Source organism: Paenibacillus sp. Soil724D2 (assembly GCF_001427935.1).
In the GTDB taxonomy this organism is placed as follows: Bacteria; Bacillota; Bacilli; order Paenibacillales; family NBRC-103111; genus Paenibacillus_E.
Window position 1 is genome coordinate 121,423 of record NZ_LMRY01000001.1, and the last position, 15,629, is coordinate 137,051.

Genomic DNA, 15,629 nt, shown 5'->3' on the forward strand with positions numbered 1-15,629 from the left:
CAATTCTTAAGTGGTAGAAAAAACACAATAGGTTGCCCTATTGCGCTTTTTCTGAAAAATCTATGACGTGCTTATTTTTTACAAAGTACTCTACACCTGAATACACGGTAATAATTGCTGCTACCCAACTAGCTATAACATCAAAAGGGAAGTGCAGGAACGTAAAAGGAAAATTATTAATAAGTAACGCAATGATGGCTGTTATCTGAGCTGCCGTCTTCGCTTTTCCCCATTTGCTAGCTGCCATCACGGTGCCTTCCAATAGAGCAATTTGGCGAAGTCCTGTGACAGCCCACTCTCTACTGATAATGACAATGACAATCCACGCATCTACTTTGCCCATTTCCACTAATGAGACGAGCACAGCTGTAACAAGCAGCTTATCCGCTAAAGGATCAAGCAGCTTGCCTAAGTTAGTTACAAGATTACGTTTTCTAGCAATGTAACCATCTAAACTATCTGTACTCGCTGCAATAATGAAAATTAAAGCAGCAATAATTTGATTATACGTTATGCTAAATTCCTCTATCCGTATATGAGGGAATTTCACCTTAATCAACAGAAAAAACATGATAATAGGTACTAATAAAATCCTCGCCACGGTGATGCGATTAGCTAGGTTCATGCAATTACCTCCCCGGATAAGTCAAACTCATAAGAGTGGGTAATACGAACTTTAGCTAGTTCACCTATGTTAAGCTTCGCATTCGACACGAATACTTCTCCATCAATCTCAGGAGCATCAAATTGGGAACGCCCAATATATACATCACTTCTGCCATCATATCTTTCGATCAGCACGTCAATTTCCTGCCCGATGCGGCGTCCGCCACGCAAATTCGAGATTTCACGCTGAATTTCCATAATGGCGTTCGCGCGGTACTCTTTTACATCATCAGGAACTTGGTCCGGCAAACGTGCTGCTGGCGTATCATCTTCCTTGGAATAGGCAAAAACACCGAGACGGTCAAACTGAACGTCGCGAACAAATTGTTTCAAGTTCTCAAAATCTTGTTCAGTTTCACCTGGGAAACCTACGATTAGTGATGTGCGTAGGGCTACATCAGGAATCGCTTCACGAATTTTACGAACCAGTTCACGCGTATCCTTCTGGCGGCCAGGTCTGCGCATCCGTTTGAGGATAGAATCTTCACTGTGTTGAAGCGGCATATCGATGTACTTACATACCTTCGGATTAGATGCCATGACAGCAATCAATTCATCACTAAAGAATCCAGGGTATGCATAGTGCAGCCGTACCCATTCGATGCCTTCGACTTCACTCACTTTATTCAGCAAGGTAGGCAGCATGAAACCATCATATAGATCTGTTCCATAATTTGTGGAATCCTGAGCGATTAGACTAATTTCTTTAACACCCTGTGCAGCAAGATTGGCTACTTCCGCAACGATGGACTCCATGCTTCTGCTTTTGAAGCTTCCACGCATAATTGGAATACTGCAGAATGTACAAGCGTTATCGCAGCCTTCTGCAATCTTCACATAGGCTGTATATCGTGGAGTAGTCATGAGTCTTGGCAGGTCCGCATCATAATTAAACACCGGATTCCCAACAAGAACCGGTTTCTTTCCGCGAAGCGCTTCATCTACGATATGGTTGATTTTATCGAAATCTCCGGTACCTACGATGCCATCAATCTCTGGCATTTCTTCCATCAACTGCTTTTTGTAGCGTTGCGTAAGACATCCTGAGACGATTAGCGCCTTGAGATTCGCTGTTTGCTTTAGTTCTGCCATATCCAAAATTGTATTAACGGATTCTTCTTTCGCTGCATCAATGAACCCGCAAGTGTTCACGATAATGACAGTGGCATCTTCCTTGTTATCAACAAGCTGAAAACCACGGCCATGAATTAATCCTGACATAATCTCGGAATCGACCAAATTCTTTTCGCATCCGAGAGTAACTACTTTAACCTTTTCTGTCATGAAAGAAACAACCTCCAATAGTCCTAAAAAACACTCCCTACCAGTATAATACAAGCCCTATAGGGTGTCAAAATGTAAAAACCCCCTACATGTAGGGGGAGACACTCCAAAGAACATCGTATGTATGCCTATTTCAAGTTTACAAATTGTAAATCAAGAGGAATTTCTGCCTTACGCAAGAGCGCAATAACGGCTTGTAAATCATCTCGACTCTTCCCGGTTACCCGGATTTGATCACCTTGGATTTGCGTCTTAACTTTAAGCTTGGAGTCACGAATAAGAATGTTTATTTTTTTCGAGTTCTCCTGATCGACACCTTGTTTCATGCTAATTTTCTGCCTTACGGTGGAACCAGCAGCTGGTTCTACTTTACTGTACTCGAGATTCTTAATCGAGATACCGCGTTTGGTCATCTTGGCGTGCATAATATCAAGGACATTCTGAAGCTTAAACTCATCATCTGAGGTGACAACAAGCTGGTCCTTATCCAATTTAATGCTGCTTTTACTACCTTTAAAGTCAAAGCGGGTAAGGATCTCCTTTTCCGCCTGTTGTATGGCGTTGTTTAGTTCCTGCATATCCACCTTAGATACAATATCAAACGAACATTCTGAACTCATCTTAGACAAAACATCCTTTCCATCAAATTACAATAGCATTATAGCAAGAAGCCGTAAAAAAAGAAACATCCCAAGCCCCTTCGGCCTAGGATATCTCTTGGCATTTTTCATTACCCGGGAAAGCGCAGGAAACGTCAAAAAGCTAGTTTTTTTGCAAATTGAGCTGTACCCTCTTGGGGTTTGGTGTATCCCCAACAGGAACGATCGTACCATTCACAGTAAGCTCCAAAGCACTGGCTGCACCTACATTTAAATACGCAGAACCAGTTAAATCAAAAGAGTCCGTGTCACCGGCTTTGTAAAGCTTCTGTCTAAGCATTTCTTTACCGCCTGCCTCTGTAAGAGAATCCACACGAATCCAACAGGAACCTGTTATTTTCATTTGAATATTAAGATTGGAAGCACCGGTTATCGTGTAATTATCTACACCTTTCTCGCTGCTGCTAAACTTAACCTGAACAGATGGCGTTGGTGTCGGCGCCGGTGTTGGAGTTGGAGTCGCAAGAGGCGCCACTTTACCGTCACCGGACGCATTCATTGTCGTACTTGGAGCAGTGCCAGTCGCTGGATTCGTCGAATCTGTGATTCTCGGAGATTGCGTTTGGGAAGGATTTTGATCTGCTGGCGTTCCCTTATAATTCTTGTATGTATAATAGTATACGATACCGAATATTAGAAGGATGAAACAGACAAACATCGTACCAGAAGCCCAGCGGCTCAATTTTTCGGTATTACGGACACTTGTTCTATTTTTGCGAATCGTTTCAACAACTGGTTTCTCTACAGCTGGGGAGGGATTCGTCGTTTGATACATGCTCAGAACTTCTGCAGGGTCAAGTCCCACCGCTTCAGCGTAGCTTTTAATAAAGGCACGTACATAGAAGCTTCCAGGCAGAACCTTGTAGTTTCCTTCTTCAATCGCTTCCAAGTACCGTTTACGAATTTTCGTAACTTCTTGAAGATCGTCAAGCGAGATCTTTTTTTCCTGGCGTGTTTTACGTAAAATGTATCCTAGATCAGACATATGGTCACCTCCTCGCGGAATCTTTATTATTTAATGACGTTACAGATACTAAAAAGGTTCGGACGTATACGTAAATGAATCATAATTGATTTCTTCATCTGGGCTATTTCGCAGCTCAATAATATAATCGAAGTGATTATATGTGTATTCCGACTCCCGAATAAATATATCCGGATGCTCGATAACCTTGGTAGAAGGCATACCCATAATGTCCTGCAAAAGGCTGTAATGCTTCTCATTGGAACGTATAGTGGAAACGATACCATCAATAATATATACATTATTTGGAGTCATTTCATCTTCCGACAATTGACTGCGCACGGTTTGTCTGAGTAACGTAGAGGAAACGAAAGTCCAACGTTTGTTTGCGCATACACTTCCTGCAATAATCGACTCCGTTTTACCAACTCGCGGCATTCCACGAAGGCCAACAACCTGATTCCCTTCTCGCTTGAAAATCTCACCAAGGAAGTCAACTAATAGCCCCAATTCATCACGAGTAAAACGGAAAGTTTTGCGATCATCTGAATCGCGCTCAATATACCGACCATGACGGACAGCCAAAATATCAACAAGCTTTGGTGGTCTAAGAGCGGTAATAGTAATATTATCTACTTTTCTTAACATTTTACCCATTAAGTCAATTTTTTCTTCATCATTGGTTTGCAGAAGCATACCGCGTGTTCGATCTTCTACCCCATTAATAGTCACAATATTAATATCCAGCATCCCCATCAAGGAAGCTATATCCCCTAATAAGCCGGGACGGTTTTTGTGAATTTTGTACTCCATATACCATTCTTTAACGTCCAATCTTTCCACCTCATCGCAATATCTGTATCGAACAAGTCGACACCTATTCAAGTAATTTCTACAATTTCCGTCAATGTCCTTCTTTTATCGAGCAAAAATACACAAATTTATTTCATTTTTAGTTCTTTAAGCTCTTGTTCGTTGTAAACTGTTCCGCCTTTTTTCCAAGAGTTGGTTTTCATCATAGTGAGACGATTGTCCAAAATTTGAGCCCAGTTAAGTTCAGCAGACACAGCTCCTGAAATATCCACAACCGATACTCCGATAGACTTAGCTTTCTGAACTTGAGCCTCATCTACTGGTGTATAGAAAATAATCGTGCTGGAGTGATGCTGCCTCGTTTGGAAGGATAACTGCTGAAACCACTGTTCATTATTATCAAGCAAAACAATATGGTCCGCTTCCTCCGAAGGTGCCCAAGCGGAAGGAATGGGACGATCACTTCGAGTCACCCACTCCACGATAACATTTTGTGTTAATAGGTCTTGGATCCATTTATTTTTCAAGGTCTCAATCTGAAGAGAATCAATTTGCAAGAACGAAGCTTGATCATTTACCTGACTTGTGATCCCTTTGGCATCAAGCTGACTTTGTAATAAAGTCCATTTACCCATCGAAAGTCCTTGTCCTATCACCCCATTAGCAGAAGGAAACAATTCATTACCAATGACATATATGTAATCATATTTGCTAGCTTTTAACTTTGCTATAACGCTTTCATCCAGTTGATTTAAATCCTTGATCCAATCGAAGGCTATAAAATTCGCATCTCTCCACTGCTGAAGCGAATTCCCTACCGACTGCTTCGCAGTCGCAGACATACTAGCTCCAGTCAGCATTAGCACAGATAATTTATTATCCAATAATTCCTGCTTAATGGCTGGAATTCCACGATTCCCACACCCCGTTAAAATAAAAGATAAGAGCAATAAAGTAAGCACAAAACGTTTGATTACCATGAAGTTACAATTCCTTTCATCCTTATAAAGCGTGCAAAAGCCTCCGAAAGAGGAGGCTTTCACATAGTACCCTATTGAATTGTAAAACGGTTATTAACCTTTGTCTACTAATTTTACCATGAGGCGGGCAATTGTGAGTTTTTCTTGCTCATCCCCTGCATCCCACAGCTCTTTAAGCACTCGCTCTTGTTCATTTTCAGGATCCACTTTATTAGCCAGAAATTCACCGATTTGAAAAGCGAGCTTAGAAATGGTTTCCTCACTCATTCCCGCATGTCCAGCCTGACTCACACGTTCAGCCAAAAACTCTTTCCACTTATCAAATACTTTAAGTACAGTAGCCATTGTAAGAAGCCTCCTTTGAGTTATGAGAAATGGTCATTACATACGTAATATTCGCTTCCCAGCTCAAAATTATGCGCAAGACTTCCTACTTTGTACTCAGGTTAACCATCCACCATTTGGACTTATGATTTGACCCGTAATATAACCGGATTCAGGCAGTGCTAGAAAGTATACAAGCGAAGCAACTTCATCAGGCAAAGCAAAACGGCCTACCGGAATTTCATTGGCGATCGCTTCCCGCTCCTCAGGTTGAAATCCTGCCATCATTTCGGTATGTACCGCACCGGGCGCCACGGCATTCACCGTCACACCAGAAGGAGCCAGCTCCTTCGCTAACGCCTTCGTAAAGGCATTCAACCCACCTTTAGCTGTTGAGTATACAACCTCACAGGAGGCACCTGAGATGCCCCATATGGAGGATACGTTAATAATACGGCCATACTTTTGTTTAACCATGGCAGTCATGAAAGTTTGGGTACAAAGAAAGGCGCCTTTAAGATTCACATTCATCACCAGGTCCCAGTCTTCCTCGCTTACATCAGAAAGCATACTAAAGTGAGAAATCCCCGCATTGTTCACGATAATATCAGGGACCATTTCTCTTTGTTCCAGCTTTTCTTGCATCTTATTGATTTGCTCACGAGATTTTACATCCGCAGAAACGGTTAACACTTTGGCGCCATGCTTCATGCAAGATCTGGCTACTTCATTGGCAGCTTCATGTGACTCACGGTAGTGAATAACAACATTCATGCCTACCGCGGCAAAACGCTCAGCAATGGCTGCACCAATTCCCCGGCTAGCTCCTGTAATAAGAACCGTTTGTTCACTGAATGGCTTATGGAACGTCACGATGGCTTACGACTTTGAACAATCGAAATAGCAAGTCTGCTCCAATCAAAATGCTCGCGGAACCGACGGTTCACGTCTTCAAGTGTAATTTGCTCGTAAACAGGCAGTATATCGAATAAATCAATGTCTTTGAACCGATATTTAGTGAATTCATTCGCTATGGATTCCGGTGAGTTCATCATCCGCAGGAAATTACCAATTTTCTTCTTACGACTCCGCTCAAAGGTGACTTCATCGAGTCCAGAATCCTTACGTTTCTCAACCTCTTCGCGTATGCGTGCTACAAGTTGGTCCGGATCTTTGGTATCCCCGCCAAGAATGGAGAAAGCATATCCCTCGCTGCAATTATATTCATGACCAAAATTATCAGAAATCAATTGTTCATCATATAGCGCCTGATAAATATCAGAACTTGAACTAAACAAAACATCCAACATTAATTTCGTCGTCAATTCTCTAACTAGCAAGTCTTTCCCACTTACAGAAGGCGCAGGCTCCTTGAATCCGATTAAACATTTTGGCATGGAAACAGGAAGTAATGTTTCTCTGCGCGCTTCCTTCACTTCTAAGGGTTCCTCTGGGAAAAATCGTTGGATATGACCTTGAGGTGGAAACGTTTTGGCTGCTTGATTCCCTTTAACTAACGAAATAACCTCTTCTGGATCTACGCCTCCAACGACAAACAGACTCATATTGCTGGGGTGATAGAATGTGTTGTAGCACTCATACAAGGTTTCTTTTGAGATTTCGGCAATGGACTCTACAGTACCAGCGATATCAATATGGATGGGATGCTTCGCATATAAGGATTCAATTAATCCATAATAGCTTCTCCAATCCGCATTATCCTCGTACATTTTGATCTCTTGACCGATAATGCCTTTTTCCTTTTCTACATTTTCATCTGTAAAATAAGGATTTTGCACAAAATTAATTAATGTCGTTAAATTTGTTAAATAATTATCCGTGGATGAAAATAAATACGCTGTACGATCAAAGCTTGTAAAAGCGTTAGCCGAAGCGCCGTTTGATGCGAAAGTAGCGAATATATCACCTTCAGGCTCTTCAAACATTTTATGCTCTAGAAAATGAGCAATGCCATCCGGAACCTGAACTGCCTCTTTCCCTTCAACTTGAAAAAAGTTATCAACAGATCCGAATTGCGTCGTAAACGTCGAATAGGTTTTCTGGAAACCATCTTTGGGTAGAACAAATACATTTAGCCCATTATCAAGCTTCTCGTGATAAATGGTTTCACCCAGGTGTGGATAAGGAATAACCTGCATCTTCTACTCTCCCTTCTGGTCCCGCAAAAAGTATATCGTATCCAGTTGAACACGTTTGGCAGCTTCTGCAATAGCCGCAATATCTACCTGCTCTACAGATTCAATCAAACCTGAAACCGTACGTTCTTTTCCAGATAAAATAGCATTAAAGTCAAATGAAATTAATTCAAATGCGGAATCCTGAATTTCGCGCAGTTGATTGGCAATCATGGCTCGGGTTTGATTCCATTCAATATCACTGATCTCACCTTGTTCCATGGCAGTCAGCTGCTTACGAATGATATCAACCGCTTTCTCATAATTCGCCATTTCAATCCCCGATTGAATTGTCAAAATGCCTTTGTGACCATCAAACCGAGACGAGGCATAGTAGGCCAGACTCGCTTTCTCACGAACATTCGTAAACAATTTGGAATGTGGGTAACCTCCGAGAACGCCATTATACATAAGAGCTACTGGGTACTGCTCATCTCGATACGAAATATTGGTACGCAATCCCATGTTCAATTTCCCTTGATTAACATCCAGGCGTTCAACGATTGTTTTAACATCTCCTGTTGTCCCCCGCGGGGCAGATGTTACATACCCCACATCCTGTTTACGTTCAATGGAGAATGCCTGCTTTACAATTTCCTCTACTTCAGAAAGAGTCGTATTCCCGACGACATAAATATCGATAGGTGCCGTTTGAAGCCAGTGTTTATATTGTTCGTACAGGTGCTCGGCATTGATAGGGTCCAAATCATCAATTTTACCCAATGGGTGAAGCCGATAAGGATCATCACTGCACATTTCTTCGATACAACGTTCAGCCGCATAACGAATTTTATCATTAATGACTGATTCTATGCGCTTCTGTAGAGTCTGCTTCTCAGCATCGACATATTTGTTGCGAAAATGTCCCTCTTCGAGCGCTGGCTTTGTCAAAGTTTCTCCAACGAATTCAAGTCCCTGTTTTAATAAAGATTGCGCTGATTTCACGAATCGGTCATTGATAATATCCATACGCAGCTGAACAATTTGGTAATCGCCCCGTTTGTAAATATCAAAACCGAATCCTGCACCATATAAATCATCTAAATATTCTCGAAATTGCTTCGTTTCTGGGCGTAATTCCGTTCCTCTACGAAGTACAAATGGTGTTAATGCGGTACTCGTGACCGTTTCTTCCTCTAGAGGACGGCCTATGTACACTGAAATGGCAAATGTTTTAAACCGATCTGTCGGCAGCACATGTAAACGTATATGATTCCATGTAGTGCGCTCAAATTGTATATGCTTCAAAGGTCGGTCTCCCTTCTTTATCGGTAATATAAATCCATTATATTCCTATACGAAGAGGAGAAGCAACCAACGCTGGTTCCTTCTCCTTGTCCATGTCTAAATTATTTACAGAAAATATGCTTCCCAATATTTTTGACTTGCGGCCTGCTCCAAATCCATTTGGAAGTTGCTGTTACCGGATTGAAATAATAGATACAACCGCCCGTAGGATCCCATCCATTAAGCGCATCTTTTACGGCTTTTTTCGTAGATTCGTTTGGTGTTAACCAAATTTGGCCATCTGCTACGGCTGTGAAAGCGCCAGGCTGAAAGATAACACCAGAAACCGTATTAGGAAAACTTGCTGACTTCACACGATTTAATATAACAGCTGCTACGGCTACTTGACCAATATAAGGTTCTCCCCGAGCCTCGCCATGCACGGCATTCGCCATCAGATTAATATCCTGCTCAGATAAGCCTAGGTTATTAGATGGCAGCAAATTGGCTGGCTTTTGATTTGAAGTTGCAGTTTCATTGCCTGCGCTTCCCTGTCCTGCTGTTGTTGGTGCTGTAGGCTTCCAATTCTTCGTGGCTTCCCACAGTTTAAGCTTGGTCTTGGGACCTACAACGCCATCTACTTTCATCCCAAACTCACCTTGGAATCGCTTCACTGCCAATAAAGTTTTATACCCATAATCTCCGTCTATGCTGCCGCTATAGAAACCAATGAACTTCAATCTACCTTGCAATTCGTTGACGTCAGCTCCAGTTGCTCCATAACGCACTTCATTTTTACTAAACGTTTCTTCTGCAGGTGGATTGAACTTTCCTTTCAACTGAAAAGCGACAACTAGTACGAAAACAATACAGAATGTAAGTACAATTAATCGTTTATTCATTCCCCTTCTCAACCTCACTTTTCAAATTACAGCCTTTTCTTGCTTATTATGAGAAAGGAGCTCACTGTTTATACAAAAAAAACACTCTCCTGAGGAGAGTGCTCGTCTAATCGTATATTTAAATCTAGGAGCTGATCCGATTATGATGGTACTGTTCAATCGACATCAGCACTTCTCGAGGCTTACTGCCTTCGTACGGGCCGACGACCCCTTTGGCTTCCATCGAGTCAACCAGCCTTGCCGCACGTGTATAACCGACTCTCATACGTCGCTGCAGCAGGGAAACGGAGGCTTGCTTGGCTTCCAATACAATTTGAACAGCCTGGTCGTACAGCTCATCTTCAAATTCATTTTGCTGCTCCGGCATTTCTTCAACATGCGGGACCATTTCTTCTTGGTAATTCGCCTGCTCCTGCGTGCGTACAAAGCCAACCACATGTTCAACCTCTTGGTCAGATAAAAAAGCACCCTGAATACGAACAGGTTTGGACGCGCCTACTGGCAAATAAAGCATGTCTCCTCGGCCTAATAGCTTCTCTGCGCCGACCATATCTAAAATGGTCCGTGAGTCTACTTGAGACGAAACACCAAACGCAATACGCGATGGAATATTCGCTTTAATCACGCCCGTAATAACATCAACGGATGGTCGTTGTGTAGCAATAATCAAATGAATACCCGCTGCGCGTGCCATTTGAGCAAGTCGGGTGATAGAATCTTCCACATCATTAGCAGCAACCATCATTAAATCGGCTAACTCGTCCACGATGACCACGTAATATGGCAGAGGAACAGCTGTTCCGCTTTCTGTCAACATCGCGTTGTAGCCCTCAATATTTCGCGTTCCGCTTTTCGAGAATAGTTCATAACGCTTTTCCATCTCAACGACGACTTTCTTAAGCGCTAACGAAGCTCGTCGAGGATCAGTTACAACTGGTGCCAGCAGATGTGGAATCCCATTGTAGACATTCAATTCAACCATCTTCGGATCGATCATAAGAAACTTCACTTCATTAGGTTTTGCTTTATACAAAATGCTCGTAATAATTCCATTAATACAGACGGATTTGCCTGAACCGGTGGCTCCAGCTACAAGTAAGTGAGGCATTCTTGCCAAATTTCCGACGATTGGTTGTCCAGAAATATCACGCCCAAGTACAACTGATAGCCGCGAGCTGGATTCTTGAAAAGCGGATGTTTCCATGACTTCACGCATGGTTACGATCGAAACCTCCAGATTCGGCACCTCGATGCCGATCGCAGCTTTACCAGGAATCGGCGCTTCCATCCGAATATCCTTAGCAGCAAGCGCCAATGCGATATCATCGGTCAAGGAGACGATTCGGCTGACCTTCACACCCACGTCAGGCTGTATCTCATAGCGTGTCACGGCAGGGCCTCTGACGACCTCCAGCACCTTGGCACGAACGCCAAAGCTCTCCAAGGTGGCTTCGAGCTTCCTTGCATTTGCTTTATAGTCTGCCATCTCACTGCCTTTGCCAACAGCAGGCTTTGCTAATAAATCAAGTGAAGGCATCTCATATGGCCGTGTTTGTACAATCGGCACATTCTCCTGAAATTCTAACGTAACTGGCTCTTCATCCGTTTCAACAGCCCCTGCTCCCTGTACTTTAGAGACCGGCGCTGTAGAGGAAGACGCAGGATGTTTGACTGCCTGCTGAGCTTCTTGAAAAACCTGCTCTTGAAAATCACGAATAATAGGTGTGATTGGTTGATCTGTGGGTGGTGAATCTGATTCAGCAGCTTGCTTGGCGCTTGACTTATAAAGAACCTGCTCGGTTTCATCAGCTGCATCTAAATCATTTAATTCATCTGCTTCTGAATCATTCTCGACTGCAGCCTTTTTCCTACTTTCCTTATTAGGACGAAGCAGCTCCATAAAAAGTGGTGTTTTCTTCGCCCGTTTAACAGGCTGGAAAACCTCTTCATCGAATTCATCATCAACAGGAACATAAGAGGATTTCTTCGCCTTAGTTGCACTAGCACCCGCGGAGACTGTTTGGGGCTGACGTGTTTCGCGATCCTGCAGCCACTCTTTCATTCTATCTTTAAAATTTTGGCCAACATTACTGAATCGACCCTTCACGATATTGCCAACGTCCACGTAAGAAATCCCAGTTGCCAGGATAAAGCCCATGACAAATAGCGCATATTGGATTAATCGAGCGCCCAAATAATCGAACAGAAAGTAAAGGACACTGTATAGCATAGCGCCTATCATCCCGCCGCCAATACCATGCTCCAGTGCCGATTTGCCTGCTTCTGTTGGATGCAGACCATCTAACATGGCATTCCATGTCGACGCAATGACTTTGCCCGACGTGAAACCGCCATCAGGATACAATTGAGCGAACAAATCAATATGATTTTTGATTAGTAGTCCAAGAATGAACAGCAGTATGCCAGCTTTCTTGGGCGTAACCATCTGTGGCCATGCTCTCTTGATCATCGCATATAAGGCCACATATATGAAAATCAGCGGTATAAGTGAATACCACGTTCCCACAAAAAATCGAAAAAGGTAAATCAACGAATTCCCGACATGCCCTTGATGAGCAAGTGCAATGACCGAGAAGATTAGAATGAGAATACCATATAACTCGAATAACAAGCTTGTTTTTAGAGCCTTACCTTTTTTCTTGCGTTTCGCCACGCTTGCCACCCCCAAGTCCACATTATACCATATTTGACTTGGGGGATGATACAGGAAGGTCAAGCTAGAAAGTTAAAGTCGCCTCTGCTACAGGACTATATGAAATAATAGTTCCAGGGGCATATTGATTATTCAAATAATCCTGAGGATTACAGCTAAAGAGCCTGACAATTCGTGCCTGAAAGCCACTAATCGGTTCAATTTGCATTTTGACTCCACCCTGATCGATTTCGATAAATTTGGGTTCATAAGTCTCCATTCCTTCAAAAATAACATCCATCGGTATAACGGAGTAATGTATCATTGTACGATGCCTCCGTTCGCTGCTGATTTCTTAATTTCTATACGCTGATTAAGCTCTCGGATTGCATCACCAATACCGCCAACTTGATCTATTAAGCCATATTTAACGGCATCTATACCAATAACCGTCGTCCCAATATCTCTTGTTAACTCTCCGGTTTTAAACATTAACTCTTTAAACTTTTCTTCTGTTACATTAGAGTGCTTCGTAACAAACCGCACAACACGTTCTTGCATTTTATCCAAATATTCAAATGTTTGTGGGACTCCAATAATTAAACCATTTAATCGAATGGGGTGAATCGTCATCGTTGCCGTTTCGGCAATAATCGAGTAGTCCGCTGATACTGCAATGGGAACACCAATGCTGTGCCCTCCACCTAGTACCAAAGCAATGGAAGGCTTCGATAGTGTAGCTACCATCTCTGCTATGGCAAGTCCTGCTTCTACATCTCCCCCTACCGTATTTAAAATAATCATAACGCCTTCAATCTTCGGATTCTGTTCTGCGGCGACTAATTGCGGAATTAGATGTTCATATTTGGTCGTTTTATTCTGGGGAGGGAGAACAATATGTCCTTCCACTTGTCCAATAATGGTAAGGCAGAAAATATTAGATTCGCCAGAAAGCGTATTTGTTTGACCTAACTGTTGAATGTTTTCGAGGACTGCGTTTTTCTTACCTTCTTCCGTTTCCGGTTCTTGTTGTTTCGGTCCTGTGGGTGCTGCCACTGAAAATCCCCCTTCGAGTTTTGCTTTTGCAAAAACAGCTTTGTAAGCTTGAACTGCATTGTGCTAGCAAACTTTGCATGTACTGTTCATAATCTCCCATAGTATGAATAAATTTGCGTACTTTCATGCATTCGCACCCTACGAACACATGAAAAAAAGCTCCCTCCAGTTATGGAGAGAGCTTTACTATTGCATAGGTTCAAGTGACTTGTTCGAGCCTAGACTTCCATGATAATAGGAAGGATCATCGGTCTTCTTCTGGTTTGTTCATATAAAAAGCGTCCGAGAACATCTTTCACGTTTGTTTTTAAAGATGCCCACTCATTTACATTTTCATTCATTAATTTCGTTAACGTATTCGTTACGATACGATTGGCTTCTTCCAAGAGACCCTCAGATTCACGTACATACACGAATCCGCGAGAAATAATATCTGGTCCAGATAAAATTTTGCCATCTTGTTTGCTGAGAGTAACTACGACCACAAGGATTCCGTCCTGAGACAGTAATTTACGGTCACGCAACACAATGTTGCCTACATCCCCAACACCCAGTCCATCAATCAGAATGTTGCCGCTTTGAACTTTAGATCCTTTGCGAGCAACACCATTTTGAATTTCTACCGTGTCACCGATATCGCACATGAATATATCTTCTTTAGGAATGCCGACAGACTCGGCTAGGATGCCATGTTGACGCAGCATGCGATATTCGCCATGAATCGGAATAAAGTACTTAGGCTTCATAAGATTGAGCATTAACTTCAATTCTTCTTGACTACCATGACCTGATACGTGTACGCCAGTAACAGAACCTGGACCGTAAATCACATTAGCGCCAATACGGAATAACTCATCTACGGTACGGCCTACATAACGCTCATTCCCCGGAATTGGAGTTGCCGCAATAATGACCGTATCACCAGGTAAAATATCAATTTTACGATGGGTTGAACGTGCCATTCTTGTAAGAGCAGACATTGGCTCTCCTTGGCTACCTGTGGAAAGAATCACAACGCGATCAGCAGCAAGCTTGTTAACTTCTTCTGGCTCAATTAACATGCCATCCGGAATGTGCAAGTACCCTAACTCGCTAGCAATCGAAACCACGTTAACCATACTGCGACCGATTACCGTTACTTTGCGATTTGTTGCTGCGGCTGCATCAAACACCTGTTGAACACGGTGAATATTGGATGCAAATGTCGCAATAACAACTCTTTGCTTAGCTTTACGGAACACTTCTTCAATTTCAACCCCAACACTGCGCTCAGACCCTGTGTAACCAGGACGTTCTGCATTTGTGCTGTCGGAAAGCAAGGCAAGTACGCCTTTCTTCCCAATCTCTGCCATACGATGCAAGTCCGCATATTGATCATTTACAGGAGTTTGATCGAATTTAAAGTCTCCTGTATGAACAACAACACCTTCTGGTGTATCTAAAGCGACACCCACAGAATCAGGAATACTATGATTGGTTTTGAAGAAAGATGCAGTAAGAACACCTAAGGAAAGAACGGATTCCGAATTAATGAGAATCCTGTTCGTAGTACCGAGTAAATTTGCTTCCTTCAGCTTTGCTTCGATAAGTCCCATTGTAAGCTTAGTTGCATAAAGTGGAACGTTAAGATGCTTAAGCACATAAGGTAAGCCGCCAATATGATCTTCGTGGCCGTGAGTGATGATAATGCCGCGTACTTTATCCCGATTCTCCGTTAGGTATCCAATGTCTGGAATGACGATGTCGATTCCAAGCATGTCCTCCTCTGGAAATTTCAAACCACTATCAATGACGATGATATCGTTCGCATACTGAACGCAATACATATTCTTTCCGATTTCGCCCACGCCGCCAAGAGCGAAGATCAAAAGTTTATCAATATTTTTTTTGGACAAGAATATACCTC

At 42.6% G+C, this 15,629-nt stretch carries 15 protein-coding genes; all 15 read right to left on the reverse strand.

What is annotated here, in order from left to right; all coding sequences use genetic code 11:
- Positions 1-37: 37 nt before the first annotated feature.
- The 15 genes from pgsA to ASG85_RS00645 all read right to left on the reverse strand — a co-directional run bounded on the left by pgsA (position 38) and on the right by ASG85_RS00645 (position 15,618).
- Positions 38-625 carry a CDP-diacylglycerol--glycerol-3-phosphate 3-phosphatidyltransferase gene (gene pgsA, locus ASG85_RS00575; protein WP_057301502.1) on the reverse strand — a complete coding sequence of 196 codons (588 nt, stop codon included), beginning with the start codon at positions 623-625 and terminating at the stop codon, positions 38-40.
- Entirely contained in the window at positions 622-1,950 is a 1,329-nt protein-coding gene (rimO, locus tag ASG85_RS00580; RefSeq protein WP_047672979.1) for a 30S ribosomal protein S12 methylthiotransferase RimO, read from the reverse strand. The genes pgsA and rimO overlap by 4 nt, the downstream gene beginning before the upstream one ends.
- A gap of 128 nt (positions 1,951-2,078) precedes the next feature.
- Positions 2,079-2,570 (reverse strand): YajQ family cyclic di-GMP-binding protein, encoded by a 492-nt coding sequence (locus ASG85_RS00585; RefSeq protein WP_047672977.1) that lies wholly within the window; start codon positions 2,568-2,570, stop codon positions 2,079-2,081.
- Between the two features lie 142 nt (positions 2,571-2,712).
- The gene (locus tag ASG85_RS00590) at positions 2,713-3,594 is read right to left on the reverse strand and encodes a helix-turn-helix domain-containing protein (RefSeq protein WP_060645114.1); all 882 of its coding nucleotides are present in this window, start codon (positions 3,592-3,594) and stop codon (positions 2,713-2,715) included.
- A 48-nt stretch (positions 3,595-3,642) separates the two neighbouring features.
- Complete coding sequence (locus tag ASG85_RS00595; protein WP_373291262.1) at positions 3,643-4,386, reverse strand: DUF3388 domain-containing protein; 744 nt, start codon at positions 4,384-4,386, stop codon at positions 3,643-3,645.
- A gap of 128 nt (positions 4,387-4,514) precedes the next feature.
- Positions 4,515-5,366, reverse strand: a complete 852-nt coding sequence (locus ASG85_RS00600) for a hypothetical protein (protein WP_060645115.1) — start codon at positions 5,364-5,366, stop codon at positions 4,515-4,517.
- Positions 5,367-5,459: 93 nt separating this feature from the next.
- Complete coding sequence (locus ASG85_RS00605; protein ID WP_047672971.1) at positions 5,460-5,711, reverse strand: DUF3243 domain-containing protein; 252 nt, start codon at positions 5,709-5,711, stop codon at positions 5,460-5,462.
- Positions 5,712-5,807: 96 nt separating this feature from the next.
- Positions 5,808-6,563 (reverse strand): elongation factor P 5-aminopentanone reductase, encoded by a 756-nt coding sequence (gene ymfI, locus ASG85_RS00610; RefSeq protein WP_057301505.1) that lies wholly within the window; start codon positions 6,561-6,563, stop codon positions 5,808-5,810.
- Complete coding sequence (gene yfmH / locus ASG85_RS00615) at positions 6,560-7,849, reverse strand: EF-P 5-aminopentanol modification-associated protein YfmH (protein WP_057301506.1); 1,290 nt, start codon at positions 7,847-7,849, stop codon at positions 6,560-6,562. The genes ymfI and yfmH overlap by 4 nt, the downstream gene beginning before the upstream one ends.
- A 3-nt stretch (positions 7,850-7,852) precedes the next feature.
- The gene (yfmF, locus tag ASG85_RS00620) at positions 7,853-9,133 is read right to left on the reverse strand and encodes an EF-P 5-aminopentanol modification-associated protein YfmF (RefSeq protein WP_060645116.1); all 1,281 of its coding nucleotides are present in this window, start codon (positions 9,131-9,133) and stop codon (positions 7,853-7,855) included.
- Between the two features lie 101 nt (positions 9,134-9,234).
- Positions 9,235-10,014, reverse strand: coding sequence for a spore cortex-lytic enzyme (gene sleB / locus ASG85_RS00625; RefSeq protein ID WP_057301508.1), 780 nt, complete (start codon positions 10,012-10,014; stop codon positions 9,235-9,237).
- 124 nt (positions 10,015-10,138) lie between these two features.
- Positions 10,139-12,688: a DNA translocase FtsK gene (locus ASG85_RS00630; RefSeq protein ID WP_060645117.1), complete on the reverse strand. Its 2,550-nt coding sequence runs from the start codon at positions 12,686-12,688 to the stop codon at positions 10,139-10,141.
- Positions 12,689-12,752: 64 nt separating this feature from the next.
- Positions 12,753-12,992, reverse strand: a complete 240-nt coding sequence (locus tag ASG85_RS00635; RefSeq protein ID WP_057301510.1) for a YlzJ-like family protein — start codon at positions 12,990-12,992, stop codon at positions 12,753-12,755.
- On the reverse strand, positions 12,989-13,723 hold the full coding sequence (locus tag ASG85_RS00640) for a ClpP family protease (RefSeq protein ID WP_057301511.1): 735 nt from the start codon (positions 13,721-13,723) through the stop codon (positions 12,989-12,991). The genes ASG85_RS00635 and ASG85_RS00640 overlap by 4 nt, the downstream gene beginning before the upstream one ends.
- Before the next feature lie 218 nt (positions 13,724-13,941).
- Positions 13,942-15,618: a ribonuclease J gene (locus tag ASG85_RS00645; protein ID WP_029195262.1), complete on the reverse strand. Its 1,677-nt coding sequence runs from the start codon at positions 15,616-15,618 to the stop codon at positions 13,942-13,944.
- Positions 15,619-15,629: the final 11 nt, after the last annotated feature.

Coding starts and splice junctions, on each gene's coding strand:
- pgsA (WP_057301502.1), bottom strand. CDS start 625: ATGAACCTAGCTAATCGCATCACCGTGGCGAGGATTTTATTAGTACCT.
- rimO (WP_047672979.1), bottom strand. CDS start 1,950: ATGACAGAAAAGGTTAAAGTAGTTACTCTCGGATGCGAAAAGAATTTG.
- ASG85_RS00585 (WP_047672977.1), bottom strand. CDS start 2,570: ATGAGTTCAGAATGTTCGTTTGATATTGTATCTAAGGTGGATATGCAG.
- ASG85_RS00590 (WP_060645114.1), bottom strand. CDS start 3,594: ATGTCTGATCTAGGATACATTTTACGTAAAACACGCCAGGAAAAAAAG.
- ASG85_RS00595 (WP_373291262.1), bottom strand. CDS start 4,386: ATGGAGTACAAAATTCACAAAAACCGTCCCGGCTTATTAGGGGATATA.
- ASG85_RS00600 (WP_060645115.1), bottom strand. CDS start 5,366: ATGGTAATCAAACGTTTTGTGCTTACTTTATTGCTCTTATCTTTTATT.
- ASG85_RS00605 (WP_047672971.1), bottom strand. CDS start 5,711: ATGGCTACTGTACTTAAAGTATTTGATAAGTGGAAAGAGTTTTTGGCT.
- yfmH (WP_057301506.1), bottom strand. CDS start 7,849: ATGCAGGTTATTCCTTATCCACACCTGGGTGAAACCATTTATCACGAG.
- sleB (WP_057301508.1), bottom strand. CDS start 10,014: ATGAATAAACGATTAATTGTACTTACATTCTGTATTGTTTTCGTACTA.
- ASG85_RS00635 (WP_057301510.1), bottom strand. CDS start 12,992: ATGATACATTACTCCGTTATACCGATGGATGTTATTTTTGAAGGAATG.